The organism is Streptomyces sp. NPDC001530, from assembly GCF_042894545.1.
In the GTDB taxonomy this organism is placed as follows: domain Bacteria; phylum Actinomycetota; class Actinomycetes; order Streptomycetales; family Streptomycetaceae; genus Streptomyces.
The window spans coordinates 323,038-349,636 of the sequence record NZ_JBIAVS010000010.1; the positions used below are offsets into that span (position 1 = coordinate 323,038).

The following is a 26,599-nucleotide window of genomic DNA, read 5'->3' on the forward strand; positions in this document are numbered from 1 at the left end:
CGGTGAAAAGCGAGAACCAGCAGACCGACGGCTCCACCTCCGATGGACTCCCCCATCATGAGGCGCTGTTGGACGGCACGGATTGGGCCTCACTCGGCACAGCGAGAGGGGACGGCGGATTCTTGCCAGCCGTGCTGATTCGACTCCTCGACGTCGACCCTGCGGTTCAGGCCAGCGCCATCAGGGAGCTGGAGCCGGTATGCCACCAGAACAGTTTCTACGAAGCCACTCTCCCCGTGGCCCTGTACGTGGCCGCGATCCTTATCCACCCGGCCACCGCGACCGTCGGATCTGGCCTACTGACTGAGCTGGAAAGGGGCTACCCCGTACGGGCGGCCCTCCTGGACTGGCTCGGATCACTCGCATACGACGCCGATGACAAGTGCGTCGCCATCGGCGAACGCCACTTCAACGGCGGCTATCTCGACGACTACCCGGAAATGCGCGCCTTCCGCGACCGGCGCCCCACCTTCTACCGTGCCGTCTCCCCCTTCCTGGGGCACCACGACGCGGACGTGCGTGATGCTGCGATCGTTGCTGCCCTTCCCTTGACCGAGCATCCCGATCTCACCTGGCATCAGGACGAGCTCGGGCGCAACGCCCGTCACCTCCTGGCGACCAGTACCAATGGCTACAACCGCAGCCGCTCTCTGGACGCACTCAAGAACTGGGGTTACGACACCACTAACCTGGAAACCGCCGACGACATTGCTGCGCGCAACCAACGTGTCCGTGGGGGCAACTGGGCCGGAGGTTGCATGGATGAGCCGCCCTTCTGACCACTCATGCCGCCTCTGACAGCAGGCTCTCATCCCGGACTACGCAGCATGCACCCAGCTCACGGCGCAGGGCCCCCAGTGCGGTGTGAAGCCCAACAGGCGGCGATGGATCCCGGCTCAGCGATCAGCGCTGGTCACGGGTTGTATGTCCGGCTTGAACTGGAGGCGGCGGGCGGATACACAAGGCAGATGCAGGCGTGCCTTGGGTGATGTAGCCCGGGCTTCGGTCAGTACCGTGTCGGCCGGTCCGCCTGCAGGCACCGCCGGTCGGGGGCTCATCAGCGTGCAGGGACTCGTCAGCGCTGCAGATGGACGGTGAAGTGGCGCTCGGTCTCACCCGCGGGGACGGTGCGGACAAAGCCCTGAGCGGTGCGGTAGGCGCCAGATCCGCCGGTGATGCTGACGTCGACGGAGGGCGGTGCGGGCAGGTGCAGCAGTGACTGCGCGGCGAACTGTCCCTCGGGGAGCGCGAAGGTGCCCAGGCACTGGAGGGCGGCGGGATTGACCTGGGTGAAGGTGCAGACCGCGCTGTGATCGCCCACCTTCTTGCCGTCACGGTAAAGATCCTCGTGCACAACCCGCTGGTCACCCACGCTGACTCCTCGCTCGCCCAGATCGACTTCTCCGGCCGAGGTCTGCTTGCCAACCAGCTGGAAGGTCTCCACATGGTGCTTCGCGGCGGACACGTCGGCCGACGCCGACGGCGCGAGCGCTGCACCGCCGACGAGGGTCACAGCTACTCCGGCAGCTGCGCTCAGGTATCGCACGCTGTTTGTCTTGGTGATGTTCGGCACCTGACTGCTCCGTCCAATGGTCTTGGTACGGGTGTGCAAACGTGGCCACCGGGTCGTGCCGGCTGATCAGTTGGGCCAGCGACCCAGGTGGAGGCAGGCTGTGGTGCTCGACGGAGCAGCATCAGCCATCCGGTTGTGCGGTGCATCAGACGCCCGGCGCGGTCGAACGGTCCTGTCTGCCGAGTGCCAGGTGGCCGAGCCGCCGGGTCAGCCGGCTCCGTCGCCCCTCCCAGTAACCGAAGACGCCCTTGCCGGTAACCGTGGTCCCGGGCAGCCACTCGATCGACTGTTTATCCCCAGTGTCCGATTCCATCAGGAATTAGGGCTGCGCGTCTCTTCGAGAGTGAGGCTCTCGGTGCAGGGTGCCGTCGAGGCAGGGGCAGTGAAGCGCTGCGACCTGGGCAGCACTCCCGCTGCGCCGAGGATGTGCGACTGCTTCACTCACTCCACCTGTCGTTGCCGCAGGTCGCTTCGGCGAAGGGGACGGGCACTTCGGGGGGCCGCCGACACGCGTGCGGCGTTCTCGGTGCCCGGAGCGTTCCCCACGGGCCGGAACTAACGCTGCCGACCGATTTGGCCGCCTTAACCCAATGAGCCTTCCCGGTCACAGCTTGTGCATGATGCGCGTGCGTTTCCCTGGTGCTCAGGTGCTGGGTGCACCTGAGACGGCCAGATCCGAGGTGCGTCGCCCCCGATCGCCCCGAGGGCACCACGCCGTCATCCTGGAACGGGAGGGGGGCTCGCTCGCTGCTGGAAGGAGGGGCGATGAAGGCCGTACGAACCCACGATCGTGATGCGGCCGTGGACAGCCTGGTTGTGGAAGAGGCACCGTACCCGTACGCGGGCGAGGGCGACGTCATCGTCAGGGTGCGTGCGGCCTGCTTCACCCCGGATGAGCTGGCCTGGCCGGCCACTTGGGTCGACCGGAGCGGCAGGGACCGAGCGCCCGTCATTCCGGGACACGAGCTGTCGGGTGAGGTCGCCGAGGTGGCGGTCGGCACGACCGGGCTGTCGGTCGGTCAGCGTGTCGTCGGGCTGACCGACTGGAACCGGGACGGCACTCTCGCGGAGTACACGGCGGTGGAGGCGCGCAATCTGGCGCCGCTCCCCGCGGGAATCGACCACGTGCTGGCGGCGGCTCTGCCGATGCCGGGCCTCACCGCCTGGCAGGGCCTCTTCATCCACGGAAGGCTGGAGGCCGGGCAGAGCGTGCTGGTGCACGGAGCGGGCGGGGGTGTGGGAATGGCCGCGACGCAGCTTGCCCGTGATGCCGGGGCGCGCGTGATCGGGACGGGGCGCGAGGGGAGCCGGGACCGGGTACTGGAGCTCGGCGCAGAGGTTTTCCTCGACCTCGGACAACCGGCGTGGGAGGAGGCGGTAGGCCGCGTCGACCTCGTCTTCGACGCCATCGGCGGCGAGGTACTCGACCGCTCTGCCGCCGTGCTCAGGCCCGGCGGCACCCTGGTGACCATCGCCCAACCCCCGACCGTGCGGCCCGAAGACGGTCGGGCCATGTACTTCATCGTCGAACCCAACCGTGATCACCTCCTGGAGATCATCGGCAGGCACCGGGAGGGCCGGCTGCGCCCGTTGGTGGGTGCCGTCCATCCTCTGGACCGTGCCCCGGAGGCGTTCCGCGCGAAGAAGGGATCAGTCGGCAAGACCGTCATCCAGGTTGCGTGAGCGCCACGCAGCCGGATCGGCGTCCTCGCCGCCACGATGTCTCATGCGCCGGCCCAGGTGTCACCGACTGTGCCCTGCTCCCCGTTGGGCGGGCCCATCCACCTTGGCCGAAAGACGCGAGGCGGAGAAGGTTCGACCGCGCGCTGCTACGAGGGTCTGGAGAACGAGGCACGCAAGATGTGCGACTTCGCAGCGACGCTCCGGTCCGTGCTTGAGCTCGGCGAGGCTACGGCCGAGCAACCCAGTCCAGAGGCCGACCAGAGAAACAGCAGCAGTCGGCCACCGTGGACAAGAGCTGTGAACCGGCCCTGCTTCGGGTCGGTGTGCCTCCACGGCCCGCCCGGCCCGGTGCGCATTGCGCGCCGGACTGCGCCGGGCCGAGATAGGTGGCGCGAAGTTCAACAGCCCGACCGTGACCACTTGTTGAACCGGTGACGCCCAGTACCCAGGCACACCGTTGCCGAGAAGAGGAAGGACGGACCTGACATGGATCTGAAGCTCGAACTCATCGTGCTGCCTGTCTCCGACGTCGATCGGGCCAAGGCCTTCTACGAGGCCGCGGGATTCCGTCTGGACCTCGATGTCGCCGCCAGTGAGGACTGGCGTGCGGTGCATCTCACGCCGCCCGGCTCGGAGTGCTCGATCATCTTCGGTAAGGGGCTCACCCCCCTGGCGCCGGGCTCCGTCCAGGGCCTGTACCTCATCGTCTTCGACATCGAGGAGGCCCGCGCGGATCTCGTCGGCCGCGGCATCGAGGTGAGCGAGGTGTTCCACGATGCAGGAGGCATCTTCTACCACGGCCACGAGGCTGGACGGATCGTCCACGATGGCCCGGGCCAAGAGCGGGTGACCGGCCTGCACCCCGACCGCGACTCCTACGGCTCCTACGCCACCTTCAGCGATCCGGACGGCAACGGCTGGGTGCTCCAGGAGGTCAAGCAGCGGGCCCCCGGCCGCTGACACCACCTCAGGCATCGGACGCAACGGTCCGTGACCAGCGGTTGCTGCCATAAGACCGTGTCGGGCGCTCGTCACCATGCGCATCGCCCCCGGTGAAGGACCCCAGGGCACCGCTGGGCACGGTGAAGGAGCCCTCGCCGCAGATCACGCCCCTTCCTTGAGAAGATCACGCCCCTTCCTTGAGACCTGAGGTCGGCCTCGGGCCCCATCGCCGTGCGGCAGTTACGGCCAACGGCGCGCAGACCTGGCAAGCCCGCTCCCGCCGAAGTCCGGAACATCCACCGAGTCACAGGAACAGCGATGAACCAAGCAATGAGGAACGAGGACCGGCGCACGTACGACGTGATCGTCCTCGGCGCAGGCCCGACCGGCGAGAACGTGGCCGAACGCACCCGCGCCGCCGGGCTCAGCACCGTGATCGTGGAGCGCGAACTACTTGGGCCTCCCGTCCGGTCATGCAGTCGTACGTCAGGCCGGTGTGGGGATCTTGAAGTAATCCAGTCCGCCGGCGTCGAGCCACATCTGGGTGGGGGAGCGGACCAGGCGAAGCAGGACGCTGTCGCAGCCGGGACAGCGCAGCACCATCCCGGGACCACCGAGGTAGGCGTGCGTTTGGGCAAGCATCATCTGCTCGCCGCAGCCACGGCATCGTCCGGAAGCCATGGTCATGTCGGTTCCGAACAGAGACTCGAGGTCCCCGGCGGCGGCGTTGCCGTCAAGGAAGTCAGGCGTCAGGGTCATGGGATTCACCTCCCTTTGTGCCGATGCACCCGGAGAGTCGTCGCCACTGGCGGCGTACCACCCATGGCCGCGCACGCCACCTGCCTCGCGTCATCTGCTGGGTCCAAAACGCTCGGTTCGGATACGGCCGGGGTGGTGGCCGAGGGCCACCAGCAGTCCGGCGGCCTTTTCGACGAAGCCGGTGGAACCGCAGACGTAGCAAGTGGGTTCGAAATCCGGTGGCCACCCGGCACCTGACAGGTCAGAAGCGGTGAACCGCCCGGGGGGCCGTGGCCACTGTGGTGGGGTGAAGCGGGAATAGAGGTACGTCTTGTCGAGGCCCGGGTCGTCCCGCCACAACTCCGATTCGAAGAGCTGGTACTCAGGGCTGCGCACGGAGTACACCAACCGGAAGGGCACACGGCTGCCGATCGCGCGGCGCATGCGGATCATCGCCATCAGCGGCACCAGGCCGGAGCCGCCGGCCACGAGCAGAATCGGCTCCTTCTGCTCGGGACGCCACACAAACCATCCGCCGACCGGTCCGCGCAGCTCCACCACGTCGCCCACGGCGAGTTCGTCCGTCAGGTACGGGGAGACCTCGCCGTCATCTACGCGCTGAACGGTCAGCCCGACGCTCTCGCCGTCGGGTGCCGACGCCAGTGAGTAGCTGCGCTGTGTGCTGTAGCCGTCCTCCGCCGTGAGCCGCACATCGACATGCTGTCCCGCCAGATGACCCGGCCAGCCGGGCACCTCGAAGACGAGGGTGCGCGCAGTTTGGGACTCGACGCGCCGATCGGTCAAACGGGCAGCCTTCCAGCGCAGCCGGTCGCCTAGTCGCCTTGATACCGCTGCTCGCGCCATGGGTCCCCATAGTCGTGGTAGCCGATGTTCTCCCAGAAGCCCCGCTCTTCCTCGTCGAGCAGTTGGATGCCGCGCACCCACTTCGCGGACTTCCAGAAGTACAGGTGCGGAATCAGCAACCTGGCGGGGCCGCCGTGCTCCGGCGCGAGTTCCTCGCCGTCGTATCGGTAAGCGATCCATGCCTGCCCGTCGAGGAGGTCCTCCAGGGGGACGTTGGTGGTGTAGTCGCCGTAGGAGTGAACGAGCGCGTACTCGGCACTGGTCTCCACGTCCTCCAGAAGGACGTCCAAGGAGACTCCCTGCCACTCCGTCTCGAACTTCGACCACTTGGTGACACAGTGCAAGTCAACGGTTCGCGTTTGGCTGGGCAACGCCATGAACTCCGCCCAGTCCCAGATATGCCGTGCGCCGGTCTCTGTGCGGATGGTGAACTCCCACTGGTCGAGATCCACCGCCGGGGTGGGTCCTGCCGACAGAACGGGGAAGTCGGCGGTCTCGTACTGCCCAGGAGGCAGTCTGTGTTGTGCATCCCGTGCTCGGCCGTGGAACCCGCGTGAAACGATGGGCATAAAGTTCTCCCATTCTCCGCGCAATGCGGTTTTCCATTCTCCAGGACATCGCGCAGCACAGCATCTCGAGACGAGCCCGCGGTGTCGTTCTGGGCATCAATCCGGCTTGTCCTTCGCCTCCGATCCTGCGGATGTCCGTTTACGGTTCAGCAAGGGCAGCGCGATCAAGGGAAACACGATCACGGACAAGAGGCCCGCTGCCACCAGCGCGGCTGCGTTGGCCGGTCGGATCGCGTCCAGCTTCAACCCGATCGCTGTCGCTGCCACGATCACGGGGAGGGAAGTGGCCTGCAGGAGTCCACTGGCCATGATCTCTGCCCGCGAGAGACCCGCGCTGCGGTAGGCCAATGCGGGCAGTCCACGAACGAGGAGGAGCGCGGCAAGGAACATCGGTACCCGCAGCACCGTCGCGGCGTCCGCGAACAGCGCGCCGAGGTCGAATTGGATTCCGCTGGTCACGAAGAATACCGGGACGAGGAATCCATAGCCCAAACCCTCCAGTTTCGCGTGGAACTGCGGATGCGTCCATTCGGCGTCGGGGTCGACCAGCCGCAGTACGGCCCCAGCAATGAAGGCACCCAAAATGGCCTCGAATCCGAGATGCATGGCGACCGCGGACAGGCCAACGATCAGAAGCATGGTCAGGCGGATTCGGACTCGGGCGCTCGTGTCCGCCAAATTCACTACGGCCCGGGACAGCCACATCGAGCGCCCCGCACGTATCGAAGTCACCGCGATGACCAACGTTGTCCTCTTACATGATGCTATGGGCTGCCGGTCCTTCTAGGCTGAGGGGACGAACTCCTCGGCGCGGGCGTACACGTGTGATCACGCTCCCACTCAGCTAAGGATGCAATCGATGGTCGCCAGCAACCTCGTTCTCCTGGGCAACGCCGGTGGTGTGGGCCGCACGGTCCTGGAGCAACTGCGCGCGCAGGGCGTGCCCGTGCGTGCGATGGTCCGCCGCGACGACGATCGTGCGGCCGAGCTGCGTGGGCTCGGCGCGGAGGTGGTCCTCGGCGATCTGACCCGGCCCGAGAGCGTCGCGGCCGCGCTGGAGAGCGTCGGCAGGATGTACTTCGCCATGCCCGTGTCGCCGGACCATCTGCTGGCCGCGACCGTGGTGGCCAGCGTGGCGCGCGAGCACGGAAACCTGGACGCCCTGGTGAGCATGTCCCAGATGACGGTGTCGCAGATGACCGCCACCAGCACCGCGGAGTCGCACCAGCAGCGCCTGCACTGGCTGGCGGAGCAGGTGCTGAACTGGTCGGGCCTGCCGGTGGTACACATCAGGCCGACGTCGTTCCTGGACAACCCGCTGTTCACCGTGCTGGCGGCACGCTCGATCCGGGAGAGCGGAACGATCGCGCTGCCCTTCGGCACTGGGCGCACCTCGCCGGTCGCTGTGGAGGACGTCGCCCGAGTGGTCGCCACCGTGCTGCGTGACCCGGCCCGGCACATCGGACACGTCTATGAGCTCACGGGCCCGCGCTCGGTCGATATGACAGAGATGGCCGAGGAGTTCTCACGGGCGTTGGGGTCCCCGGTGTCCTATGTGGACGTGCCGCTGGAGCAGTGGCGGGCCGAAGCCCTCGCCAAGGTGGGCCTGCCGCCGCACACCGAGGAGCACATCGCCACCATGGCCCGGCTGCACCGCGAGAATCGCTACGACCGCGCGACGGACGACGTACAGCGCGTCACGGGCATACCTGCCCAATCGGTCGAAGCGTTCGTGGCCGCCCGCAAGGAGTTCTACCTTGGCTGAGTCGCACCGGCCGACACGTACCACGCCGACCAGGCGTGATCGAGCCCGCGCCTCGGCCACCATCGACCACGCCCGGCGCCGGAGCGGTGTTCACCTTGCGCTTCCAAGGAACAACTGTGGCGGCGGGGACCGCGTTGAGGGTTCTCATTACAAGGGCAAGCTGAGCCTTGTTTGGAATTTTATCCATGCTTTGCCCGCCCCATCGCGCTCCTCAAGTTTTACGGGTGCCTCAAAGTCAATGTCGCCCGCGATTGAGTAACCGCGTCGCTCAAGGTACGGATTCCGGCGACGTGGCGTCTGTCGAGGACGTCCCGCACTCGGGGCGCACTCCGGCTCCGCCCTTCGGTAGTCTTCTCACCACGGTCGTACAGCTCCTTGGCCAGTTGGACCGGGCTCACGCCGTCGAGATAGCGGGTGAAGATCTCCCGCACGATGGCGGCCTCTTCAGGAACGATCACTGTGCCCGTCTTGTCGTACCCGTACCGGCGCCGACCGGTGTGCGGCCGTCCGTCCTGGGCGCGTTCGATCATGGAATCGATGAGTCGGCGTGACGTGTCATCGCTGGAGCGGCAGGCGTGCGCCACCTCGATGCGCAGGTCGGCGATCTGCAACAGCTCTTCGAGGTCGCGCGGCTGACGCATCAACCGGTCGGGGTGATACGTGAGCACGTGCGGACACGGCCCTTGCTGGCTTCGGCGAGAAGGGCATCCCATCCCGGGCGCTCGCCCTTCCGCTGCCACACCGACCGGTTGGTCCTCTGCGTACCGGCTGCCTGCCTGGCCCGGAAGGCTCGTCGTAACATCAGCCGCCGAATATCACCGCACAGCCCTTGGCGTGGCACGCCCCGTGGCCAACACTGAGCCGATGACTCAGCGTGTGGAGCTCGCGACCGTGATGGACCGGTTCGCCGTGGACGGACTCGTCACCGAGTATGCGGTGGCGGTGGACGACGGTGACTGGGAGGCGTACCGAGGGCTGTTCACGCCGGACGGACGCGCGGACTACCGCTCGGCCGGCGGCATCGAGGGGGACGCCGTCCAGATCGCCGAGTGGCTCGCCCAGAGCATGCGGTTGTTCCCGATGCGCCAGCATCTGATCGTCAACCGGCGCGTCCGGTTCGGGGTCCTCGATCATGACACGGGCGATACGGCCCGGGTCCAGGCGGACTACATCAACCCGATGAGGTTCGCGGGACACGACGGCGGATCCACCGCGCCCGACTTCGTGTGCGGCGGCCGTTACGCCTTCGGACTGCTGCGTACGGACGACGGCTGGCGGCTGCGCCAGGTGACCGTCCAGGAGAAGTGGCGCCGTACCCCGCAGACACTTCGGGAAACCGCGGCCACCTGAGCCGACCCGCTGCCGACGACACGCGCCACCTGAGCCGACCCGCTACCGACGGCACCGCCGACGACACGCGCCACCTGAGCCGCCCCTCGGTCGGCGACACCCCGCCACCAGAACGGGCGCCCTACCGAAACCCCCTGCCGACGCCCCTCCCGATGCCCCCTGTCGGAGATCGTCTCCGACGCGCACACTGGAGGCACGCACTGGGGAGGGAGGCGCTGTATGAAGAGGCCCGTCCGTTGGCCCGACCACTGGCCGGCCTCCCCTTGGCGGCGTGGGATCGTCGCCGTGTCGGCGGGCGCGCTGCCCGTGTTCGCCTTCCCCGCCCCGTCGTGGTGGTGGTTCGCGTACATCGCCCTTGTGCCGTGGATCCTGCTGGCACGCTCGGCCCCGACGGGCAAGCGCGCCGCGTATGACGGCTGGCTCGGCGGGCTGGGCTTCATGCTGGCCGTGCACCACTGGCTGCTGCCGAACCTGCATGTGTTCACGGTGGTCATAGCGGCACTGCTCGGTGCGCTGTGGGCCCCTTGGGGCTGGCTCGTCCGGCGGTTCCTCGCCGGTGTGCCCTCGGCCGGACACGTCGCAGCCGCGCTCGTCGTCCTGCCGTCGGCGTGGCTGATGGTCGAACTCGTCCGGTCCTGGCAGGGCTTGGGCGGTCCATGGGGCCTGCTCGGGTCGAGCCAGTGGGAGGTGGAGCCGGCGCTGCGGCTGGCCTCGGTCGGCGGGGTGTGGCTGCTCAGCTTCCTGGTGGTGGCGGTCAACATCGCGGTCGCCGTCCTGGTCGCGGTGCGCGAGTCCCGTATACCTGCTGTGGCAGGACTGGTCGCGACGGCCGCGGCGACCTCGGCGGCGTGGATGTGGTCGCCACGCCCGGACGTGGATGGCCGCGTCCGGATCGCCGTGGTGCAGCCCGGGATCGTCGACGGCACCGGTAGCGGCGACAAGCGGTTCGCGCGCGAGGAGGCGCTCACCCGCACGCTCGCCGGGAAGGACCTCGACCTGGTCGTCTGGGGCGAGAGCAGCGTCGGCTTCGACCTGGCCGACCGGCCCGATCTGGCCCGGCGCATCGCCGCCCTGTCCCGCCTCACGGGGGCCGACATCCTGGTGAACGTCGACGCGCACCGCTCCGACCGGCCCGGCATCTACAAGAGTTCGGTCCTGGTGGGACCGCAGGGTCCGACCGGTGCCCGCTACGACAAGATGCGGCTCGTACCTTTCGGCGAGTACATACCCGCGCGCTCCCTCCTCGGCTGGGCGACCTCCGTGGGCAAGGCCGCGGGCGAGGACCGCAGGCGCGGCACCGAGCAGGTGGTCATGAACGTCGGGCACGGGCTGCGCATCGGCCCGATGGTCTGCTTCGAGACGGCCTTCCCCGACATGAGCCGCCATCTCGCCCAGGACGGCGCCGAGGTACTCCTCGCACAGTCGTCGACGTCGACTTTCCAGCACAGTTGGGCACCGGAGCAGCACGCCTCACTCGCCGCACTGCGGGCCGCCGAGACCGGCCGGCCGATGGTGCACGCGACGCTGACCGGCGTCTCCGCCGTCTACGGCCCGAGCGGCGAGCGCATCGGCTCCTGGCTCGGCACGGACGCGAGCACGACGATGGTGTACGAGGTGCCGCTGGCCCATGGGGTCACGCCGTACGTCAGGTTCGGGGACTGGCCGGTGCACGCGGCCCTGCTGGTGCTGGCGGCGCTGTGCGCGACGGAGGGCGCCCGCGCGTTCAGACTGCGGCGGAACGCTCCTCGACCGCACGTACCACCCGCTCGCACAGCTCATGAGTCGCCAGCGCGTCCCGGGCGCTGAGCACCTTGCCCGCGCGCACGGCGTCGAGGAAGGCGAGCACAACCTGCTCGATGCCCCGCTGCCGGGCCACCGGCACCCAGTCGCCGCGCCGCCGCACGGTCGGCTGCCCCTTGTGGTCGATCACCTCGGCGAGGTTGACCACCTGACGCTTGGTGTCCTGGCCAGAGACCTCCAGGACTTCTTCGTTCGAGCCGCTGAGCCGGTTCATCATGCCGAGCGCCGTGAAACCGTCCCCGGCCAGCTGCAGCACGACATGGTGCACCAGCCCGTCCTCGACGCGGGCCCGCACGGTCACGTCGTCGACCGGCCCCGGCACCAGGAACCGCAGCGTGTCCACGACATGGATGAAGTCGTCGAGGACCATCGTGCGCGCCGCCTCGGGCAGACCTATGCGGTTCTTCTGCATCAGGATCAGCTCGCGCGGGTGATCGGCGCACTGCGCGTACGCGGGCGCGTAGCGCCGGTTGAAACCGACGGCGAGACCGACGTTCCGCTCCTCCGCCAGCCGCACGAGCCGCTCCGAGTCGGCGAGTTCGTACGCGAGCGGCTTGTCGACGTACGTCGGTACGCCCGCCTCCAGCAGGCGCGTGACGATCTCGGGGTGCGCGACGGTGGCCGCGTGCACGAACGCCGCGTCGAGATTCTGCGCCAGCAGCTCGGTCAGGTCGGTGTGCCGCTGCCCCTCGGGGAGGTGGAGGCTGTCGGCGACCTGGGCGAGCGTCGTGGGCGAGCGGGTCTGCAGATGCAGTTCGACCCCCGGCTGGACGCCGAGCACCGGCAGATAGGCCTTCTGCGCGATGTCGCCGAGTCCGATGCAGCCGACCTTCACAACAGCCCGCCTCTCGATGATGCTCCGGTGACCGAGGCCGACCTGCTTTTCTGCCGGGGGTCCGGGGGTTGTCCCCCGGGAAGACACAGCACAAGGGTCTCCTCAAAGGGTGCGTTGCGGGTTCCTGACCTCGGGGGAAGCATACGGCTGCCCGGGCGGCCGCCAGTCGGCGATGCCGTCGAAACTGCGCAGGAAGAGCGCGGGCCCGGCCTTGGACAGCGCGGCGATCACGGTGTCGCGTACCGCGATGCCGACACGGTTGCTCATCATGTTGAGCCGCGCCACCTGGACGGCCTTTCGGGCGATGGCGGTCGTACGGGGCTTGCGGTCAGCCGTGTAAGCCGCCAGGTCAGCCCCCTCCGGGCGCGCGTGGTGGGCCAGCACGATCGCGTCCTCGATGGCCTGGTTGCCGCCCTGGCCGAGGGTCGGCGGCATGGCGTGCGCGGCGTCGCCGAGCAGGACGGCCCGTCCGCGGTGGAAGGCGGGCAGGGGCTCCGCGATGTGGTGGACGTCGTGGCGCAGTACGTCCGTGGGGCCGGCCGCGTCGATCAGCGCCGGGATCGGGTCGTGCCAGTCGCCGAACCGGCGCAGGAGCTCGCGCTTCTCGTCGTCGGGGGCTCGCTCCCCGGCGGGGGCGAGGGCGGCGCCGTACGCGTAGATCCTGCCGTCCTTGAGCGGCTGCGTTCCCCAGATCCGGCCCCTGCCCCAGGTCTCGTGCGCGGCGAAGGCCGGCTCCGGCGCCGGGATCACCATCCGCCACGTGGTGAAACCGGAGTAGACGGGCCCGGGGTGCCGCGGGAAGAGCGCCTGCCGTACGGCGGAGTTGATGCCGTCGGCGCCGACGACCAGCTCGGCCTCCAAGTCGCCGTCCGGCGTGCGGACCAGGGCGGGCCGCGTGCCGGTGCCGGGGTCGACCAGGGTCGCGGCGGCCGCCGTGCGCACGGTGCCCTCGGGGAGCCGGGCGGCCAGCCGGTCGATGAGCGCGGCGCGGTGCAGGACCACGAGCGGGCCGCCGAAGCGTGCTGCGAGGGCGGCGGCGCTGGTGCGGGCCACCCACCGGCCGCCCGGAGTGCGCATCCCGCCGTCGCCCTGCCAGGCGGCGAGCTCCCGGATCTCGTCGCCCGCTCCGATCACGTCGAGGGCGCGCAGGGCGTTGGGGGCGAGGGAGATTCCGGCGCCGACCGGGGCGAGTGAGGAGGAGCGTTCCAGGACGGTGACGCGCCAGCCGCGTTGGTGCAGCGCCACCGCCGCGGTGAGTCCGCCGATGCCGCCGCCCACGACGACGGCGCGCGGTGCCGAGGGCCGTGTCTGCGCCTGTGCCGGTGCGTGTCGTGCCATGGCTTCTCCTCGTCCCTGAGGGTCGCTGCGGGCGTGCGGTGACGTGCGGTGACGTGCGGTGACGTGCGGTGACGTGCGGTGACAGGCTCCGCCTCGGCCACTCCTCTGGTTACTACACCTGTAGTGTCCGCCATTTCGACCGTACTACAGATGTAGTCAGCCGGGTACGTTGACCCCATGTCCGTACGCAGCACCGGTGCCTCCCGCGCCGAACTCATCGCCGACACCGCGCTCGGCTTGCTCGCCGAGCGCGGTATGCGCGGTCTCACCCACCGCGCGGTCGACGAGGCCGCGGGGCTCCCCCAGGGCTCGACCTCGAACCAGGCGCGCACGCGGCTCGCCCTGCTGGAGGCCGCCGTACGCAGGCTCGCGGAGCGCGAGGCGCAGGTGCTGACGCCCGACGAGATGCCCGATCCGCGGGGCGGGCTCGACGCACTCGCCGACGGCCTCGCGCTCGCCCTGCACCGCTATCTGACACGCCATCGCGAGCTGCTCGTCGCCCGCTACGAGCTCGCCCTGGAGGCCACGCGGCGGCCCGAGCTGCGGGAGTTCTTCGACGCGGCGGGGCAGCGCTTCCGGGATCCACTGAAGGCGCTCGTCACGGCGGCGGGGTCGCGCGATCCCGCCCGGCATGTGCTGTCGCTGGTCGCGTGGTGCGACGGGATGATGTTCTCGTGCGTGGTGGGCTCGTTCCACGACTCGGTGCCGGACGCCGGCGAACTGCGGGACGGCTTCCGGGAATTGCTGAGGGGGATGCTGGCGTGACGCCGGGTCACCTTGCCGATGGCGGAACCCACCGGAGGGGCGGAAGGATCACCCATGTGGGGCAACCTGCGCTTGTCTACTCCCCAAAGCAGGCCGGACACAGCAGAGTTGAGCGGGTGCATCGAACGAAGACGACCGCAACGCTCCTGGTCACCGTGGCTGTCACGGCCCTCTCCGGCTGTGTGACCGTCCAGCGATCCCCCGCCCCCGGCCCGCAGCCGACGCCGGCCCGCCCTGCCGCGCCCCATCCGGACGGCAGGGCCGAGCCGCAGGTCGTGCAGGCACCGGCGCGGGAGGCGCTGGAGCTCATCGGGCCGTCCCGAAAGCCCTCACCCCGCGCGGCGACACCGCACCGGGCGGCTCCCCCACCACCCGCCGCGGCATCGGTGCCCTCTCCGCACCGCCCCCACCCCGCCCCGCATCCCGAGCCACGGCGATCCGAGCCCCGCGTCGCCGTCCCGCCCGTCTCCACCGAGCTGCCGCAGAACTCGGACGTGTGTGCCCTCGGCAGGAAGTACGGGGGCTGGCGGGCGGACAGCCCGGAGACGGTCATCTGCAAGGGGACGTACGGGCATTGACGACACGGTGACCGAGTCGCGGGGCGATCCGGTAGATCCAGTAGATCCGGCAGGCGCTCTTGACCGCGATCCCGAACCGCGGGCCGCTCGGATACACGCCCTCGAGCTCGATCCTCAGCCGCGACGCAATCCGATAGGCGCTCGCGACCTCGCCCCGAGCCGCGAGGCGATCCGGTACACGCTCTCGACTTCGATCCCAAGCAGCGGGCCGATCGGGTAACACGCTCTCGACCTCTCCCCCAAGCCGCGAGGCAATCCGATACACGCCCTCGGCCTCGACCCCACCAGCAGGGCGATCCCGTACACGCCCTGCGCCACGCCCCCCGAGCAGCGCTCTGGCTAAGGCCGCTGTCTCGGCGGCCCCAGCGTCTCCCCTCCGGGCCCGCCGAGGTGGCCGGGCCCGCTGCCCTCCCCGGAGGTGCCGTCGCCGTCGAGCCGCAGCTCCAGGCGGCCGATCGCCGCCCGGACGCCGTCCCCGTAGCTGTCGTCCCCGAGGGCGCCGACCGCGCCGCGGGCCCGGCGCAGATGGCTTCGAGCGGCCTCGGAGCGGCCGAGCTTCACATAGTCGGCGGCGAGGTTCAGATGCAACGACGGGTAGAACGCGCGCACCGCGAGCGACTGGTGGTGCTCGGCGACCCGCCCGTCGCTGAGCTCCTCGGCCGCCGACAACGCCCGTAGGTCCCAGGCGAGTTCGTCCGAAGGGTCGTCCTGGGTGTCGGCCATGTAGTGCGCCAGTGTGCAGCGGTGCAGGGGGTCGCCGTCCTCGCCGATCTCCGCCCACAGGTCCAGGAAGCGCCCCCGAGCCTCCTCGCGGTCACCGCCGTGGTGCAGCATGACGACCTGCCCGATCCGGGTCATCATGGCGTCCGGCGCCGCCTGCTCCTGTTGCTCCGCCACCGCGTCCTCCAGGCTCGTCGCTGTCCCTCACGACGCTAATGGCAGGCACTGACAATCACGCTCAGGCGCCCCCGTACGCCGCTGGGCCAGGCCGGTGACGGACGGGCCCAGCGGCTCGTGTGTCAGCCGAGGTCCGGGATCCGCCAGTCGATCGGCTCGTGGCCCTGGCGGGCCACCGCCTCGTTGATCTGCGTGAACGGACGGGAGCCGAAGAACTTCTTCGCGGACAGCGGCGAGGGGTGCGCCCCCTTCACCACCACGTGCCGCTCCTCGTCGATCAGCGGGAGCTTCTTCTGCGCGTAGTTGCCCCAGAGCACGAAGACCGCCGGGTCGGGCCGCTCGGCCACGGCGCGGATCACCGCGTCCGTGAACTTCTCCCAGCCCTTGCCCTTGTGCGAGTTGGCCTCACCGGAGCGCACGGTCAGCACCGCGTTGAGCAGCAGCACGCCCTGCTCGGCCCACGGCATCAGATAGCCGTTGTCCGGGATCGGGGTGCCCAGCTCCTCCTTCATCTCCTTGTAGATGTTGCGGAGCGAAGGCGGGGTCTTCACGCCCGGGCGGACCGAGAAGCACAGGCCATGCCCCTGGCCCTCGCCGTGATACGGGTCCTGGCCGAGGATCAGGACCTTCACCCGCTCGTACGGCGTCGCGTCGAGCGCGGCGAAGACCTCCTCCCGCGGAGGGTAGACGGGACCCTTCGCGCGCTCCTCCTCGACGAACTCGGTGAGTTCCTTGAAGTAGGGCTGCTGCAGCTCCTCGCCCAGGACGCCGCGCCAGGACTCGGGCAGCATGGCGATATCGGTCACGTCAAGTTCCTCCGATGTGCGGTCACTTCCAGACCACAGAACCTACCGTCGCCCACTGACAATCGCTCCGGCCCCCGCTCACCTGCTGGTCCTGCCCCGCAGGACCAGCAGGTCCAGGGGTGCGCTACCAGCTGGTCTTGCGGTGCAGTTCCCACATCGTCATGATCGTCGACGGATCCAGGGCCCGCTCGCCGCCCGAGATGTCCTCGCTCGCGGCCACGTACTGCTTGCCCTGCCACAGCGGCAGCAGCCGGGCGTCGTCGACGAGGATCTGCTGGGCCTCCTCGAACTCCTTGACCACGGCGCTGCGGTCGCTCTGACGGCGCGACTCCGGCAGCAGGTTGTCGGTGATCCGCGGAGCCGGATAGGGCGTACCGAGCGCGTTCTGATCGCCCACGAAGGGCGCGATGAAGTTCTCGGCGTCCGGGAAGTCGGGGAACCAGCCGCGCCCGAACACCGGGTACTCACCCTTGCGGTAGCCGGCTTCGTACGTCTTCCAGGGGCGGCTCTTGAGCGTGACGCTGAACAGGCCGGAACCTTCGAGCTGGCTCTTGAGCTCCTGGAACTCCGGGGCGGTCTGGGAGCCGTAGCGGTCGGTCGTGTACCAGAGGGTGAGCGGGACACGACCGGTGATGCCCGCCTCCAGGAGGATCTTGCGGGCCTTGGACGCACTGGGGTTCCCGTAGTCGTCGAAGAAGCCCGTGGTGTGCCCGATCAGCCCCGCGGGGACCATGGAGTACAGCGGGTCGACGGTGTCCTTGTAGACCTTGTGCGCGATGGCGGGCCGGTCGACAACCTGGGCGATCGCCTTGCGGACCGCGGGCTTCTTGGCCCACGGGTCCTTCGGGTTGAACACCAGGTAGCTGATCTCGGTGCCCGCTCCCTCGACGAGCTGGATGCCCTTCTGGGAGTCGCGTTCCTGGAGTTCGACGATATCCGAGGCGGCGAGACCGCGGTAGGTGACGTCGATCTTCTTGTCCCGGAGGGCGCCGACCATCTGGGCCGAGTCCTGGAAGTATCGGATGGTGACCGCGTCGTTCTTGCGCGCGGCGAACCCGTCGTAGTGGTCGTTCCTGACGAGTTCGGCCTTCTTGCCCTCCTCGTAGGACTGGAGGCTGTAAGGCCCGGATCCGAAGACTTTGCCGTCCTTGCGGAGGGCGTCGGCGGGGTAGTCGTCGGGGTCGACGATCGACATGGCGGGGGTGGCCAGGACGAACGGGAAGGTGGCGTCCGGCTTGTTGAGGTGGAAGACGATCTCGCGGTCGCCCAGCGCCTGGACCCGGTCGAGGCTGCCGAGCAGCCCCGAGGGACCGCCCTGGACGCCGATCTTCCTGATCCGGTCGATGGAGTACTTGACGGCCCGGGCGTCGAGCGTGTCCCCGTCGGAGAACTTCATGTTCGGGCGGAGTTCGCAGCGGTACGTGCGATTGGATCCGTCCGTGAACTCGCAGCTCTTGGCGGCGTCGGGCTGGGGCGTGACCGCGCCGCTGGGGTAGCTGAGCAGCGTCTGGTAGATGTTGCGGAACAGCTCCCAGGAGCCGTCCCAGGAGGCGGCCGGGTCCAGCGTGCTCGGAGCACTGGTGGTGCCCACGACGATCGGTCCTTTGTCGCCGGACGATCCCGAGGAGAGGACGCCACACCCTGCCACCAGGGATATGGACGTGACCGCCGCCAGCTGCCGCAGACATCGGTTCCGGTTGAACACGCGCACGCTCCTCGATCTGCCGTACCAAGGGTCGGCAGACCATACCGCAGTGCCCTGCCGGTGGAACCGTCTCCCCGGCAGGGCACTTGATCAGCACCGATGTGACTACGTTGTCAGGCTTCTGTGAGCCCGTGGACGAAGCCTTCGTCGAACGCGCCTCTCGATCGACGCCGTCGTAGTTTTTGTCAACTCCCCACAATGCGCGGGTCAGGCGACTCCGGCGTTCAGGAAGATGCCGCCGTCGACCACGAGCGTCTGGCCGGTGACCCAGTCCGACTGCTCCGAGGTGAGGAAGGCCGCGGCGCCCCCGATGTCGGAGGGCACGCCGAGCCGGCCGAGCGGGTAGGCCGCGGCCGCCTCCGCCTCGCGCCCCTCGTACAGGGCCGCGGCGAACTTGGTCTTCACCACGGCGGGCGCGATGGCGTTGACCCGCACCTTGGGGGCGAACTCGTGCGCCAGCTGCACGGTCAGGTTGATCATGGCGGCCTTGCTGATGCCGTACGCGCCGATGAACGGCGAGGGGGCGAGGCCGGCGACGGAGGCGATGTTGACGATCGCGCCGCCGTTCTCGCTCTGCCAGGCCTTCCAGGTCTGCTGGGCGAAGCCGAGCGCCGAGACGACGTTGGTCTCGAAGACCTTGCGCGCCACGTTGAGGTCCAGCTCGGCGATCGGCCCGAACACCGGGTTCGTACCGGCGTTGTTGACCAGGAAGTCGACGCGGCCGAAGGCCTCCATGGTGCGCTCGACGGCGATGGCCTGGTGGGCCTCGTCGTGAGCCTTGCCGGCGACGCCGATGACCCGGTCGGAGCCGAGCGCCTCGACGGCCTCCTTGAGGGCGTCCTCGTTGCGGCCGGTGATGCAGACCCGGTCGCCGCGGGCGATGAGGGCCTCCGCGACGCCGTAGCCGATGCCGCGGCTGGCGCCCGTGATGAGGGCGACCTTGCCGGAGAGTTCGGGAAGTGCAGTCATGGTGTCTTTTCTCCCGGCTTAGTTGAGCGGCCCGCCGGCCACGTACAGCACCTGGCCGGAGACGAATCCGGCGGCCTCGCCGGTGAAGAAGGCGATGGCGTTGGCGATGTCGTCGGGGTTGCCGACGCGCTGGACCGGGATCTGGGTGGCGGCGGCCGCCTGGAATTCCTCGAAGCCCATGCCGACGCGGGCGGCGGTGGCGGCGGTCATGTCGGTGACGATGAAGCCGGGCGCGACGGCGTTCGCGGTGACGCCGAACTTGCCGAGCTCGATGGCGAGGGTCTTGGTGAGGCCCTGCAGACCGGCCTTGGCGGCGGAGTAGTTGGCCTGGCCGCGGTTGCCGAGCGCGGAGGACGAGGACAGGTTGACGATCCGGCCGAACTTGGCGTCCACCATGTGCTTCTGGCAGGCCTTGGCCATCAGGAAGGCGCCGCGCAGGTGCACGTTCATGACCGTGTCCCAGTCGGACGCGCTCATCTTGAACAGCAGGTTGTCGCGGAGCACGCCCGCGTTGTTCACCAGGATCGTCGGCGCACCGAGCTCCTCGGCGATGCGCGCGACGGCGGCCTCGACCTGGGCCTCGTCGGAGACGTCGCAGCCGACCGCGATGGCCTTGCCGCCGGCGGCGGTGATCTTCTCGACGGTGTCCTTGCACGCGGCCTCGTCGAGGTCGATCACCGCGACGGCGCGGCCCTCCGCGGCCAGTCGTACGGCGGTCGCGGCGCCGATGCCGCGCGCGGCACCGGTGACTACGGCGACGCGCTGCTCAGTGGTGGACATTGCTGGTTCTCCTCGCCCTTGGAAAGCCTGGAACGCCTTCGGAAAGTCTGCGGCTCCCACGGTACGCCCGCCAGGTGAGCGACCGCTTAGTACCTTCAGCAGACGTGACGCTAGAAGCCCTGGCACTCGGTGTCAACGGCACACCGCGCTCATGTGATCCATTACCTCACCAGCAGATCGAGCAACCGCTCCGCCTCGGCCGCCGGATCGGCGGTGAGCCCGGTGTGCACGGGCCCCGGCTGGACGACCGTCGAGCGCGGCGCGATCAGCCAGCGAAAGCGCCGTCCGGCGTCGTCGCGTGCGGCCTGACCTGCCGCTTCTCCTCCGGTGCAGACCCCTTCGACGGCACGCAGCGCGGCCCGGACGCCCGCCACGTCCGCGTCCGGGTCCAGCGCCCGCAGCTTGGTCTCGTCCAGATGTGTGCGCGCCGCGACGAAGGACTTGGCGCGGCAGTAGACCAGCACGCCCGCGTTGAAGCACTCCCCGCGTTCGACGCGCGGCACGACGCGCAGCAGCGCGTACTCGAAGACGTCCCGCTCGCTCACTTGTCCCCCTCGATGCCCTGGATGCGTTCGTGGATGACTGCGGCGCGCGCCAGGAGCGGCTCCGCGTAGGCGCGCCGGAGTGCGTCCGGCGAGTCGAAGCCGGGTTCGTCCGCGAGCCACTGCTCGGGGATCTCGGCGGTCACCTCGGCGAGCAGCTCCTCGGTGATCAGCGGTGCGAGCTCGGCGGCGGCCGAGGCGATGTCCGGCCCGAAGGGCGCGAGCGCGTGGTCGGAGACGTCGTACGGCTTGGCGGCGGAGGCCCGGGCGCCGGGCCAGTGGTGGTGCCAGATCATGGTGGCGCCGTGGTCGATGAGCCACAGGTCGCCGTGCCAGACGAGCATGTTGGGGTTGCGCCAGGAGCGGTCGACGTTGTTGACCAGCGCGTCGAACCAGACGATCCGCCCGGCTTCCTCGGGACTCACGCCGAAGGCGAGGGAGTCGAAGCCGATGGCCCGGGAGAGGAAGTCCATCCCGAGGTTCAACCCGCCGCTCGACTTCAGCAACTCCTGGACCTCCTGGTCCGGCTCGCCGAGCCCCATGACCGGGTCGAGGTCGATGGTCACCAGACCGGGCACGCGCAGGCCGAGCCGGCGGGCGAGTTCACCGCAGACGACCTCCGCCACGAGCGTCTTGCGCCCTTGCCCCGCGCCGGTGAACTTCATGACGTACGTCCCGAGATCGTCGGCCTCGACGAGTCCCGGCAGCGAGCCGCCTTCACGCAGGGGCGTGATGTAGCGGGTCGCGATGACTTCCTTGAGCATCGCCCCAGGCTACTGGGGTGGTCGCGACGTACGGACGCGGCCCGAGGGCGCCGCCCGCGCCCGGATCCCGAGGGGGAGCATCGGCTGTCGGCCTGCTGTCGACCGGGCCGGACCAGCTGTCGGCCTGCTGTCGACCGGGCCGGACCAGCTGTCGACCTGCTGTCGATTGGGCCAAGAAGTCTCCAACCCCCTGAACAGGGCGCACGGGCAGGCCGTACTCCTGTACAGATCGGCATCACGTTCGTTGAAGGGAAAGTCAGCATGACCAGCGAATCGCTTCACCCCGTCCCGGCACCGGCCCGCCGCACCGTCGTGGCGGCGGTCGGCGCGGCGGGGCTCGCCGTCGCGCTGACCGCGTGCGGGTCGGACGACAAGAAGTCGTCCGGATCCACCGAGGTGAACGGGGGCGGCACGGGCGGCGGCGACAACGCCGATGCCGGGAACGCCGGCGGCACGGTGCTCGCCAAGACCACCGACATCCCGGAGGGCGGCGGCAAGGTCTTCGCCGACCAGGGCGTGGTGGTCACCCAGCCGACCTCGGGGACCTTCAAGGCCTTCTCGTCCAAGTGCACCCACCAGGGCTGTGCGGTGAAGGGCATCTCGAACGGCGTGATCAACTGCCCTTGTCACGGCAGCCAGTTCTCCGCCACCGACGGCAGCGTGAAGAAGGGGCCCGCAACGACCGCCCTGGCCGCCGCCAAGATCACCGTGGACGGCGACTCGATCACGCTCGCGTGAGCCCTGGGGACTTCAGCGGCGCGGCCGCTTGAAGCAGGCCAGCACGTCGTCGGTCGCGGTGATGGTGGCGACCAGGGCGAGTGTGTTGCGGATCATCGCGGGGGTGTAGTCGGAGGGCACCCCCGCGATGGCGTCCGCGGGCACGACGGCGGTGTAGCCGCGGTTCACGGCGTCGAACACGGCATTGGGGATGGCCACGTTGGCCGAGACACCGGTCACCACGAGGGTGCGGCAGCCCAGGTTGCGCAGCAGCGGGTCCACGTCGGTGCCCGCGATCGGCGAGAGGCCGTGCAGCCGGCGTACGACGAAGTCCTCCTCGGCGACCTCGATGGGCGGCGCGACGCGCACGGCCGTGGTCCCCGTCAGCTGCTGTACGGGCAGCCGCTCGGCCGCGCGGAACAGCCGGGCGTTGCGGCTCGCCCCCCGGCCGTCCGGGCGCCGCTCGGCGATCGCGTGGATGACCTGCACCCCGCTCTCGTGCGCGGCGGCCACCAGCCGGGCCACATTGGCGAGCGCCCCCGACGACCGCGCCTCCTTGGCGAGTTCCGGCAGCGCGCTGTCCTGGCCCACGACGCCCTGCTGGCACTCCACGGTGAGCAGCACCGTGCCGGCCGGGTCGAGGAGTTCACTGAGCTGTTCGTACGACGGCATGGCTCCCCCTGTCGTCGGAGGTCGGAGCGGGCGAGCGTAACGGCCATTGCGTGGGGACGGAAGACGGCCCATGCTTTTCTGACGCAATGTCAGAGGATCTCTGTCGACGTGTGAAGAAGGTCGACGTGGAAGAAGAGGTGACCGCATGACCGTCACTCAGCGCCGGGGGCGGAAGATCATGATGACCCCCGGCGAGCTGGACGAGTTCCTCACCACCCAGCGCACCTGCCGCGTGGCGACGGTGTCGCAGGAAGGTGCCCCGCATGTGAGCGCCCTCTGGTTCGCCTGGGACGGGACCTCGCTGTGGCTGTACTCCGTGGTGCGCAGCAAGCGCTGGGCGGAGCTGCGCCGCGACCCGCGCATAGCCGTGGTGATCGACTCCGGCGAGGAGTACGGCGAACTGCGGGGCGTCGAGCTGTCCGGCACGGCCGACTTCGTGGGCGAGATCCCCCGCACCGGCGAACTGTGCGCCGAACTCGACGTCCCGGAGACCCTGTTCGCGCGCAAGAACTTCGGTCTGGAGGAGATGCCGCACGACGGCCGCCACGCATGGGCACGGCTGACGCCGACGGCGATCACCTCGTGGGACTTCCGCAAGCTGCCGCCGATGTAGGGCGATGGCTCAGCCGACCGCGATGGGCTCAGTCGGCGCCAGACCCCAGGCCTCAGCCCTCGCGGCAGCCCCGTCCGCTCAGTGAACGTCCTCCCCGGCCGCCCGCAGCGCCGCGACCGCCGCCCTGATCGACGGCCGGCGGTCGGCGTCGGCCCGCCACACGACGTAGACATGGCGCCGTACGCGCTGTCGCACCGGCACGGTGACGACTCCCTCGGGCATCGGATGGCGCCCGAGCAGCGGAGCCACGCACACCCCGAGCCCCGCGGCGACCAGGCCGAGCTGGGTGTGCGTCTCCGCCGCGCGATGGCCGATGTGCGGTTCGACGCCCTTGGAGCGCAGCGTGAACATCAGCCACTCGTGGCAGAACTCGCCCTCGCCCCAGGTGATCCACTCGTCGTCGGCGAAGTCGCCGAGGTCCACCTCCGCGCGGTCCGCGAGCCGGTGCCCGACCGGCATCGCCACATCGGCCGGGTCGTCGAGGATCGATGCCTTGACCAGGCCGTCGGGCAGCGGCATCGGCTTGTTGTACCAGTCGAGCACGACCGCCAGATCGAGGTCGCCGCGCACCACCCCGGCCACGCCGGCCTCCGGCTCCAGCTCGCAGGAACGCACCCGCAGCCCTGGATGGTCGGCACGGAGCGCGGCGAGCGCGGCCGGAAACAGCCCGCGCGCGGCGGTCGGGAACGCCGAGAGCCGCAGCTCACCCACCACCTGACCGCGCTGCGCCTCCAGGTCGGACTGCGCGAGCTCGACCTGGGACAGGATGCGCGCGGCATGCTCGGCGAGCAGCCGCCCGGCGTCGGTGAGGCGCACCCCCCGCCCGTTCTTGGCGAGCAGCTGCTGCCCCACCTCGCGCTCCAGCTTGGACATCTGCTGGGAGACGGCCGACGTCGTGACGTGCAGCCCCTCGGCCGCGCCGCTCACCGAGCCGTGCCGGGCGAGGGCATCGAGGGTACGCAGGCGCTCCAGGTTCAACATGTAAGTAATGCTACGAGATACCGCTCGAAAAATCTCGCTTGTGCTACGAGATCACTCTGCCTCATCGTTACATCCATGAGCACCGTCACGAGCCGTCGCACCCTCGCCCCCACCCCCACGACTCCACGCCGCCGCACCGCTCTCGACTGGCGGGTGCGCTTCGGCGTCCTCTCCCTGATCTGGGGCTTCAGCTTCCTGCTCATCAAGGTCGGCACTGAGGGCTACGCGCCGTTCCAAGTCACCTTCGGGCGGCTGCTGTTCGGGACCGCGGTGCTCGCGGCGGCGATGGCGGTGAAGCGGGAGCGGCTGCCGCGCGGCGCGCGGACCTGGGGGCATCTCGCGGTCGCGGCCTTCCTGCTGAACGCGCTGCCGTTCTCGCTCTTCGCCTACTCTGAGCTGACGATCCCGTCCACGCTCGCGGGCATCTGCAACGCCACCTCGCCCCTGTGGGGCATGGCCCTGTCCCTGGTCGCCCTCTCCGAGGACCGGCCGACCCGGCTCAGGGTCGCGGGTCTCGGTATCGGCTTCATCGGCGTGCTGACGGTCCTCGGTGTCTGGCAGGGCTTCCACGGCCTGGACGCCACGGGCACGGCGATGGCCCTGCTGGCCTCGCTGAGCTACCCGATCGGCTGGATCTACGTCCGCCGCACGCTGGCCGGCACCGGGCACTCGCACCTGTCGATGACCGGCGCCCAGCTCCTGCTGGCCACCGCCCAACTGGCCTTCGTCACCCCGCTGTTCACCGCGCTGCCGAGCCACTTCCCGGTCGTCCCGCTGCTCGCGATCATCGCCCTGGGAGCCCTCGGCACGGGCCTGGCCATGCTCATCCAGTACGGCATCGTCGCCGAGGTCGGCCCGACGACGGCGCAGATGGTCACGTACTTCATCCCGGTGATCGCCACCGCCGCGGGCGTCGCGCTCCTCGGCGAGTCGCTGACCTGGTCGACTCCGGTCGGCGCGGTGATCGTCCTCGCGGGCGCGGCACTCACCCAGGCCAAGCCGCGCACCTGACTCACACGTAGCGGCGTACGGGGGCCGGGCCGACGGCGGACGCGACGGCGGACGCGAGCGGCTCGATGTCGTCCGGGGTGAGGGTCGAGACGGTGATCCGGACGGCGGGCGGCGCGCTCATCCGGAAGCGCGCCCCCGGCGCGACCGCCCAGCCGGAGTGCAGCAGCCGTGCGACCGCCCCCGTCTCGTCCGGGACGGGGATCCACACGTTCATCCCGCTGCGCCCGTGCGCCTCGATGCCGCGCCCCTTGAGGGCGTCGATCAGCGCGGCGCGGCGCCGCCCGTACGCCGCCGCCACGGCCCCGACGTCCACCGCGCCGGACGTCCACAGGTGGGCGACGGCCCGCTGGAGGAGATGGCTCACCCAGCCCGGCCCGAGCCGCTGCCGGCCGTGCACGTGGTCGACGGTCACCGGGTCCCCGGTGAGGACGGCGAGCCGCAGGTCGGGGCCGTACGCCTTGGCGGCGGAGCGCACGAAGGCCCAGCTGTGCGTCACGCCGGCGAGGGGATGCAGGGGCAGGTCGACGATCCGATGTCCGTGGTCGTCCTCGATGAGCAGGGTCTCCGGGTACGCCTTGAGCACGGAACGCAGGGCACGCGCGCGCGTGGCGCTCACCGCGGCGCCGGTCGGGTTCTGCGCCCGGTCCGTCACGATCAGGGCCCGCGCTCCGGCCTCCAGGGCACGACGTACGTCGTCGGGAAGCGGGCCCTCGTCGTCGACGCCGACGCCGACCGTGCGCAGCCCGAGCGCCGGGGCGAGGTCGAGCAGGCTGCCCCAGCCGGGGTCCTCGACGGCTACGGCGTCTCCCGGTTTCAGATGGACCGCAAGGACGCGCTCGATGGCGTCGAGCGATCCGGAGGTGACGACCAGGGGCCCGTCGGGCACGCCGTCCGCGTGGAGGTCGGCGCGCGCGAGCCGCTCCAGCTCCGGTTCCACGGCGGCCTCCCCGTACATCACGGGCTCGCGGTCCGACCGCTCAGCGGCCGCGGCGAACGCCTCGGCGAGACCGGGCAGCAGCGCGCGGTCGGGGTTGCCGTCGGCCACGTCCCGCACCCCGTGCGGCACCTCGACCCGGATGTACTCGCGTCCCGTCGTGGCCGGCTTGGAGCGCACCCGGCTGCCCCGGCGACCCGCGGTCTCGATGACCCCGCGCTCGCGCAGCGTGCGATAGGCGGCCGCGACCGTATTCGGATTCACCCCGAGGCGCTCGGCCAACTCCCGCATCGGCGGCAGCAGTTGACCCGGCTCAAGGTCTCCCGACCCCACCGCACGCTCGACGCTCGCGGCAATCTCGGCTGCGCGACGCCCTTCGATCCGATACTCTCCTAGCACAAAGCAGAT

30 protein-coding genes are annotated in these 26,599 nt (G+C 69.8%); 11 read left to right on the forward strand and 19 right to left on the reverse strand.

Going from position 1 to position 26,599, the window contains the following annotated elements:
• Positions 1 to 2 precede the first annotated feature (2 nt).
• A complete protein-coding gene (locus tag ACFY0T_RS22510) occupies positions 3 to 779 on the forward strand; it encodes a hypothetical protein (RefSeq protein WP_388873236.1) in 777 nt (258 codons plus the stop codon).
• A 296-nt stretch (positions 780 to 1,075) separates the two neighbouring features.
• Here the strand turns inward: ACFY0T_RS22510 and ACFY0T_RS22515 are convergent, their stop codons facing one another.
• A complete protein-coding gene (locus ACFY0T_RS22515; protein WP_388873239.1) occupies positions 1,076 to 1,513 on the reverse strand; it encodes a hypothetical protein in 438 nt (145 codons plus the stop codon).
• Positions 1,514 to 1,718: 205 nt separating this feature from the next.
• Positions 1,719 to 1,886 (reverse strand): hypothetical protein, encoded by a 168-nt coding sequence (locus ACFY0T_RS22520; protein WP_388873241.1) that lies wholly within the window; start codon positions 1,884 to 1,886, stop codon positions 1,719 to 1,721.
• 452 nt (positions 1,887 to 2,338) lie between these two features.
• Here ACFY0T_RS22520 and ACFY0T_RS22525 point away from each other — a divergent pair, with 452 nt between their 5' ends.
• Positions 2,339 to 3,256: an NADP-dependent oxidoreductase gene (locus ACFY0T_RS22525; protein WP_388873244.1), complete on the forward strand. Its 918-nt coding sequence runs from the start codon at positions 2,339 to 2,341 to the stop codon at positions 3,254 to 3,256.
• A gap of 486 nt (positions 3,257 to 3,742) precedes the next feature.
• A complete protein-coding gene (locus ACFY0T_RS22530; RefSeq protein ID WP_388873246.1) occupies positions 3,743 to 4,216 on the forward strand; it encodes a VOC family protein in 474 nt (157 codons plus the stop codon).
• A 468-nt stretch (positions 4,217 to 4,684) separates the two neighbouring features.
• Here the strand turns inward: ACFY0T_RS22530 and ACFY0T_RS22535 are convergent, their stop codons facing one another.
• The 4 genes from ACFY0T_RS22535 to ACFY0T_RS22550 all read right to left on the reverse strand — a co-directional run bounded on the left by ACFY0T_RS22535 (position 4,685) and on the right by ACFY0T_RS22550 (position 7,113).
• A complete protein-coding gene (locus tag ACFY0T_RS22535) occupies positions 4,685 to 4,957 on the reverse strand; it encodes a DUF6510 family protein (RefSeq protein ID WP_388873249.1) in 273 nt (90 codons plus the stop codon).
• A 90-nt stretch (positions 4,958 to 5,047) separates the two neighbouring features.
• Positions 5,048 to 5,800: a ferredoxin reductase gene (locus ACFY0T_RS22540; protein ID WP_388873252.1), complete on the reverse strand. Its 753-nt coding sequence runs from the start codon at positions 5,798 to 5,800 to the stop codon at positions 5,048 to 5,050.
• A complete protein-coding gene (locus tag ACFY0T_RS22545) occupies positions 5,770 to 6,369 on the reverse strand; it encodes a sulfite oxidase-like oxidoreductase (protein WP_388873255.1) in 600 nt (199 codons plus the stop codon). The genes ACFY0T_RS22540 and ACFY0T_RS22545 overlap by 31 nt, the downstream gene beginning before the upstream one ends.
• A gap of 96 nt (positions 6,370 to 6,465) precedes the next feature.
• Positions 6,466 to 7,113, reverse strand: a complete 648-nt coding sequence (locus ACFY0T_RS22550; protein WP_388873258.1) for a cation:proton antiporter — start codon at positions 7,111 to 7,113, stop codon at positions 6,466 to 6,468.
• A gap of 115 nt (positions 7,114 to 7,228) precedes the next feature.
• Here ACFY0T_RS22550 and ACFY0T_RS22555 point away from each other — a divergent pair, with 115 nt between their 5' ends.
• Complete coding sequence (locus ACFY0T_RS22555) at positions 7,229 to 8,134, forward strand: NmrA family NAD(P)-binding protein (protein ID WP_388873261.1); 906 nt, start codon at positions 7,229 to 7,231, stop codon at positions 8,132 to 8,134.
• A 218-nt stretch (positions 8,135 to 8,352) separates the two neighbouring features.
• Here ACFY0T_RS22555 and ACFY0T_RS22560 read toward each other — a convergent pair whose 3' ends face one another.
• Positions 8,353 to 8,802 carry a recombinase family protein gene (locus tag ACFY0T_RS22560; RefSeq protein WP_388873264.1) on the reverse strand — a complete coding sequence of 150 codons (450 nt, stop codon included), beginning with the start codon at positions 8,800 to 8,802 and terminating at the stop codon, positions 8,353 to 8,355.
• Between the two features lie 196 nt (positions 8,803 to 8,998).
• Here ACFY0T_RS22560 and ACFY0T_RS22565 point away from each other — a divergent pair, with 196 nt between their 5' ends.
• Positions 8,999 to 9,484, forward strand: coding sequence for a nuclear transport factor 2 family protein (locus ACFY0T_RS22565; RefSeq protein WP_388873267.1), 486 nt, complete (start codon positions 8,999 to 9,001; stop codon positions 9,482 to 9,484).
• 219 nt (positions 9,485 to 9,703) lie between these two features.
• On the forward strand, positions 9,704 to 11,290 hold the full coding sequence (gene lnt, locus ACFY0T_RS22570) for an apolipoprotein N-acyltransferase (RefSeq protein ID WP_388873270.1): 1,587 nt from the start codon (positions 9,704 to 9,706) through the stop codon (positions 11,288 to 11,290).
• Here the strand turns inward: lnt and ACFY0T_RS22575 are convergent.
• Both ACFY0T_RS22575 and ACFY0T_RS22580 read right to left on the reverse strand, forming a co-directional pair.
• Positions 11,208 to 12,119 (reverse strand): Gfo/Idh/MocA family protein, encoded by a 912-nt coding sequence (locus ACFY0T_RS22575; protein WP_388873273.1) that lies wholly within the window; start codon positions 12,117 to 12,119, stop codon positions 11,208 to 11,210. The two genes, lnt and ACFY0T_RS22575, sit on opposite strands and share 83 nt — an antisense overlap.
• A 102-nt stretch (positions 12,120 to 12,221) precedes the next feature.
• A complete protein-coding gene (locus tag ACFY0T_RS22580) occupies positions 12,222 to 13,457 on the reverse strand; it encodes an FAD-dependent oxidoreductase (RefSeq protein ID WP_388873276.1) in 1,236 nt (411 codons plus the stop codon).
• 177 nt (positions 13,458 to 13,634) lie between these two features.
• Between ACFY0T_RS22580 and ACFY0T_RS22585 the strand changes: the two genes are divergently transcribed.
• The gene (locus tag ACFY0T_RS22585) at positions 13,635 to 14,222 is read left to right on the forward strand and encodes a TetR/AcrR family transcriptional regulator (protein WP_388873279.1); all 588 of its coding nucleotides are present in this window, start codon (positions 13,635 to 13,637) and stop codon (positions 14,220 to 14,222) included.
• Between the two features lie 116 nt (positions 14,223 to 14,338).
• Complete coding sequence (locus ACFY0T_RS22590; protein ID WP_388873282.1) at positions 14,339 to 14,800, forward strand: hypothetical protein; 462 nt, start codon at positions 14,339 to 14,341, stop codon at positions 14,798 to 14,800.
• 339 nt (positions 14,801 to 15,139) lie between these two features.
• Here ACFY0T_RS22590 and ACFY0T_RS22595 read toward each other — a convergent pair whose 3' ends face one another.
• The 7 genes from ACFY0T_RS22595 to ACFY0T_RS22625 form a co-directional block, all read right to left on the reverse strand.
• The gene (locus tag ACFY0T_RS22595) at positions 15,140 to 15,697 is read right to left on the reverse strand and encodes a hypothetical protein (RefSeq protein ID WP_388873285.1); all 558 of its coding nucleotides are present in this window, start codon (positions 15,695 to 15,697) and stop codon (positions 15,140 to 15,142) included.
• Positions 15,698 to 15,819: 122 nt separating this feature from the next.
• Positions 15,820 to 16,503 (reverse strand): uracil-DNA glycosylase, encoded by a 684-nt coding sequence (locus ACFY0T_RS22600; protein ID WP_388873288.1) that lies wholly within the window; start codon positions 16,501 to 16,503, stop codon positions 15,820 to 15,822.
• 124 nt (positions 16,504 to 16,627) lie between these two features.
• Positions 16,628 to 18,208 (reverse strand): ABC transporter substrate-binding protein, encoded by a 1,581-nt coding sequence (locus ACFY0T_RS22605; protein WP_388873291.1) that lies wholly within the window; start codon positions 18,206 to 18,208, stop codon positions 16,628 to 16,630.
• A 207-nt stretch (positions 18,209 to 18,415) separates the two neighbouring features.
• Positions 18,416 to 19,177: an SDR family oxidoreductase gene (locus ACFY0T_RS22610; protein WP_388873294.1), complete on the reverse strand. Its 762-nt coding sequence runs from the start codon at positions 19,175 to 19,177 to the stop codon at positions 18,416 to 18,418.
• Positions 19,178 to 19,195: 18 nt separating this feature from the next.
• The gene (fabG, locus tag ACFY0T_RS22615) at positions 19,196 to 19,957 is read right to left on the reverse strand and encodes a 3-oxoacyl-ACP reductase FabG (protein ID WP_388873297.1); all 762 of its coding nucleotides are present in this window, start codon (positions 19,955 to 19,957) and stop codon (positions 19,196 to 19,198) included.
• Between the two features lie 161 nt (positions 19,958 to 20,118).
• Positions 20,119 to 20,502 (reverse strand): DUF3037 domain-containing protein, encoded by a 384-nt coding sequence (locus ACFY0T_RS22620; RefSeq protein WP_388873300.1) that lies wholly within the window; start codon positions 20,500 to 20,502, stop codon positions 20,119 to 20,121.
• Positions 20,499 to 21,263, reverse strand: a complete 765-nt coding sequence (locus tag ACFY0T_RS22625) for a HipA family kinase (protein WP_388873303.1) — start codon at positions 21,261 to 21,263, stop codon at positions 20,499 to 20,501. The genes ACFY0T_RS22620 and ACFY0T_RS22625 overlap by 4 nt, the downstream gene beginning before the upstream one ends.
• A gap of 261 nt (positions 21,264 to 21,524) precedes the next feature.
• On the opposite strand from ACFY0T_RS22625, the gene ACFY0T_RS22630 reads away from it, so the two are divergent.
• The gene (locus ACFY0T_RS22630; protein WP_388873306.1) at positions 21,525 to 22,001 is read left to right on the forward strand and encodes a Rieske (2Fe-2S) protein; all 477 of its coding nucleotides are present in this window, start codon (positions 21,525 to 21,527) and stop codon (positions 21,999 to 22,001) included.
• Between the two features lie 12 nt (positions 22,002 to 22,013).
• Here ACFY0T_RS22630 and ACFY0T_RS22635 read toward each other — a convergent pair whose 3' ends face one another.
• On the reverse strand, positions 22,014 to 22,652 hold the full coding sequence (locus ACFY0T_RS22635) for a cysteine hydrolase (protein WP_388873309.1): 639 nt from the start codon (positions 22,650 to 22,652) through the stop codon (positions 22,014 to 22,016).
• A gap of 145 nt (positions 22,653 to 22,797) precedes the next feature.
• Here ACFY0T_RS22635 and ACFY0T_RS22640 point away from each other — a divergent pair, with 145 nt between their 5' ends.
• On the forward strand, positions 22,798 to 23,265 hold the full coding sequence (locus tag ACFY0T_RS22640) for a pyridoxamine 5'-phosphate oxidase family protein (RefSeq protein WP_388873312.1): 468 nt from the start codon (positions 22,798 to 22,800) through the stop codon (positions 23,263 to 23,265).
• 78 nt (positions 23,266 to 23,343) lie between these two features.
• Here the strand turns inward: ACFY0T_RS22640 and ACFY0T_RS22645 are convergent, their stop codons facing one another.
• Positions 23,344 to 24,246, reverse strand: coding sequence for a LysR family transcriptional regulator (locus ACFY0T_RS22645; protein ID WP_388873314.1), 903 nt, complete (start codon positions 24,244 to 24,246; stop codon positions 23,344 to 23,346).
• Between the two features lie 75 nt (positions 24,247 to 24,321).
• On the opposite strand from ACFY0T_RS22645, the gene ACFY0T_RS22650 reads away from it, so the two are divergent.
• Positions 24,322 to 25,257 (forward strand): DMT family transporter, encoded by a 936-nt coding sequence (locus ACFY0T_RS22650; protein ID WP_388873316.1) that lies wholly within the window; start codon positions 24,322 to 24,324, stop codon positions 25,255 to 25,257.
• A gap of 1 nt (position 25,258) precedes the next feature.
• Here the strand turns inward: ACFY0T_RS22650 and ACFY0T_RS22655 are convergent, their stop codons facing one another.
• A complete protein-coding gene (locus tag ACFY0T_RS22655; RefSeq protein WP_388873318.1) occupies positions 25,259 to 26,590 on the reverse strand; it encodes an aminotransferase class I/II-fold pyridoxal phosphate-dependent enzyme in 1,332 nt (443 codons plus the stop codon).
• Positions 26,591 to 26,599 lie beyond the last annotated feature (9 nt).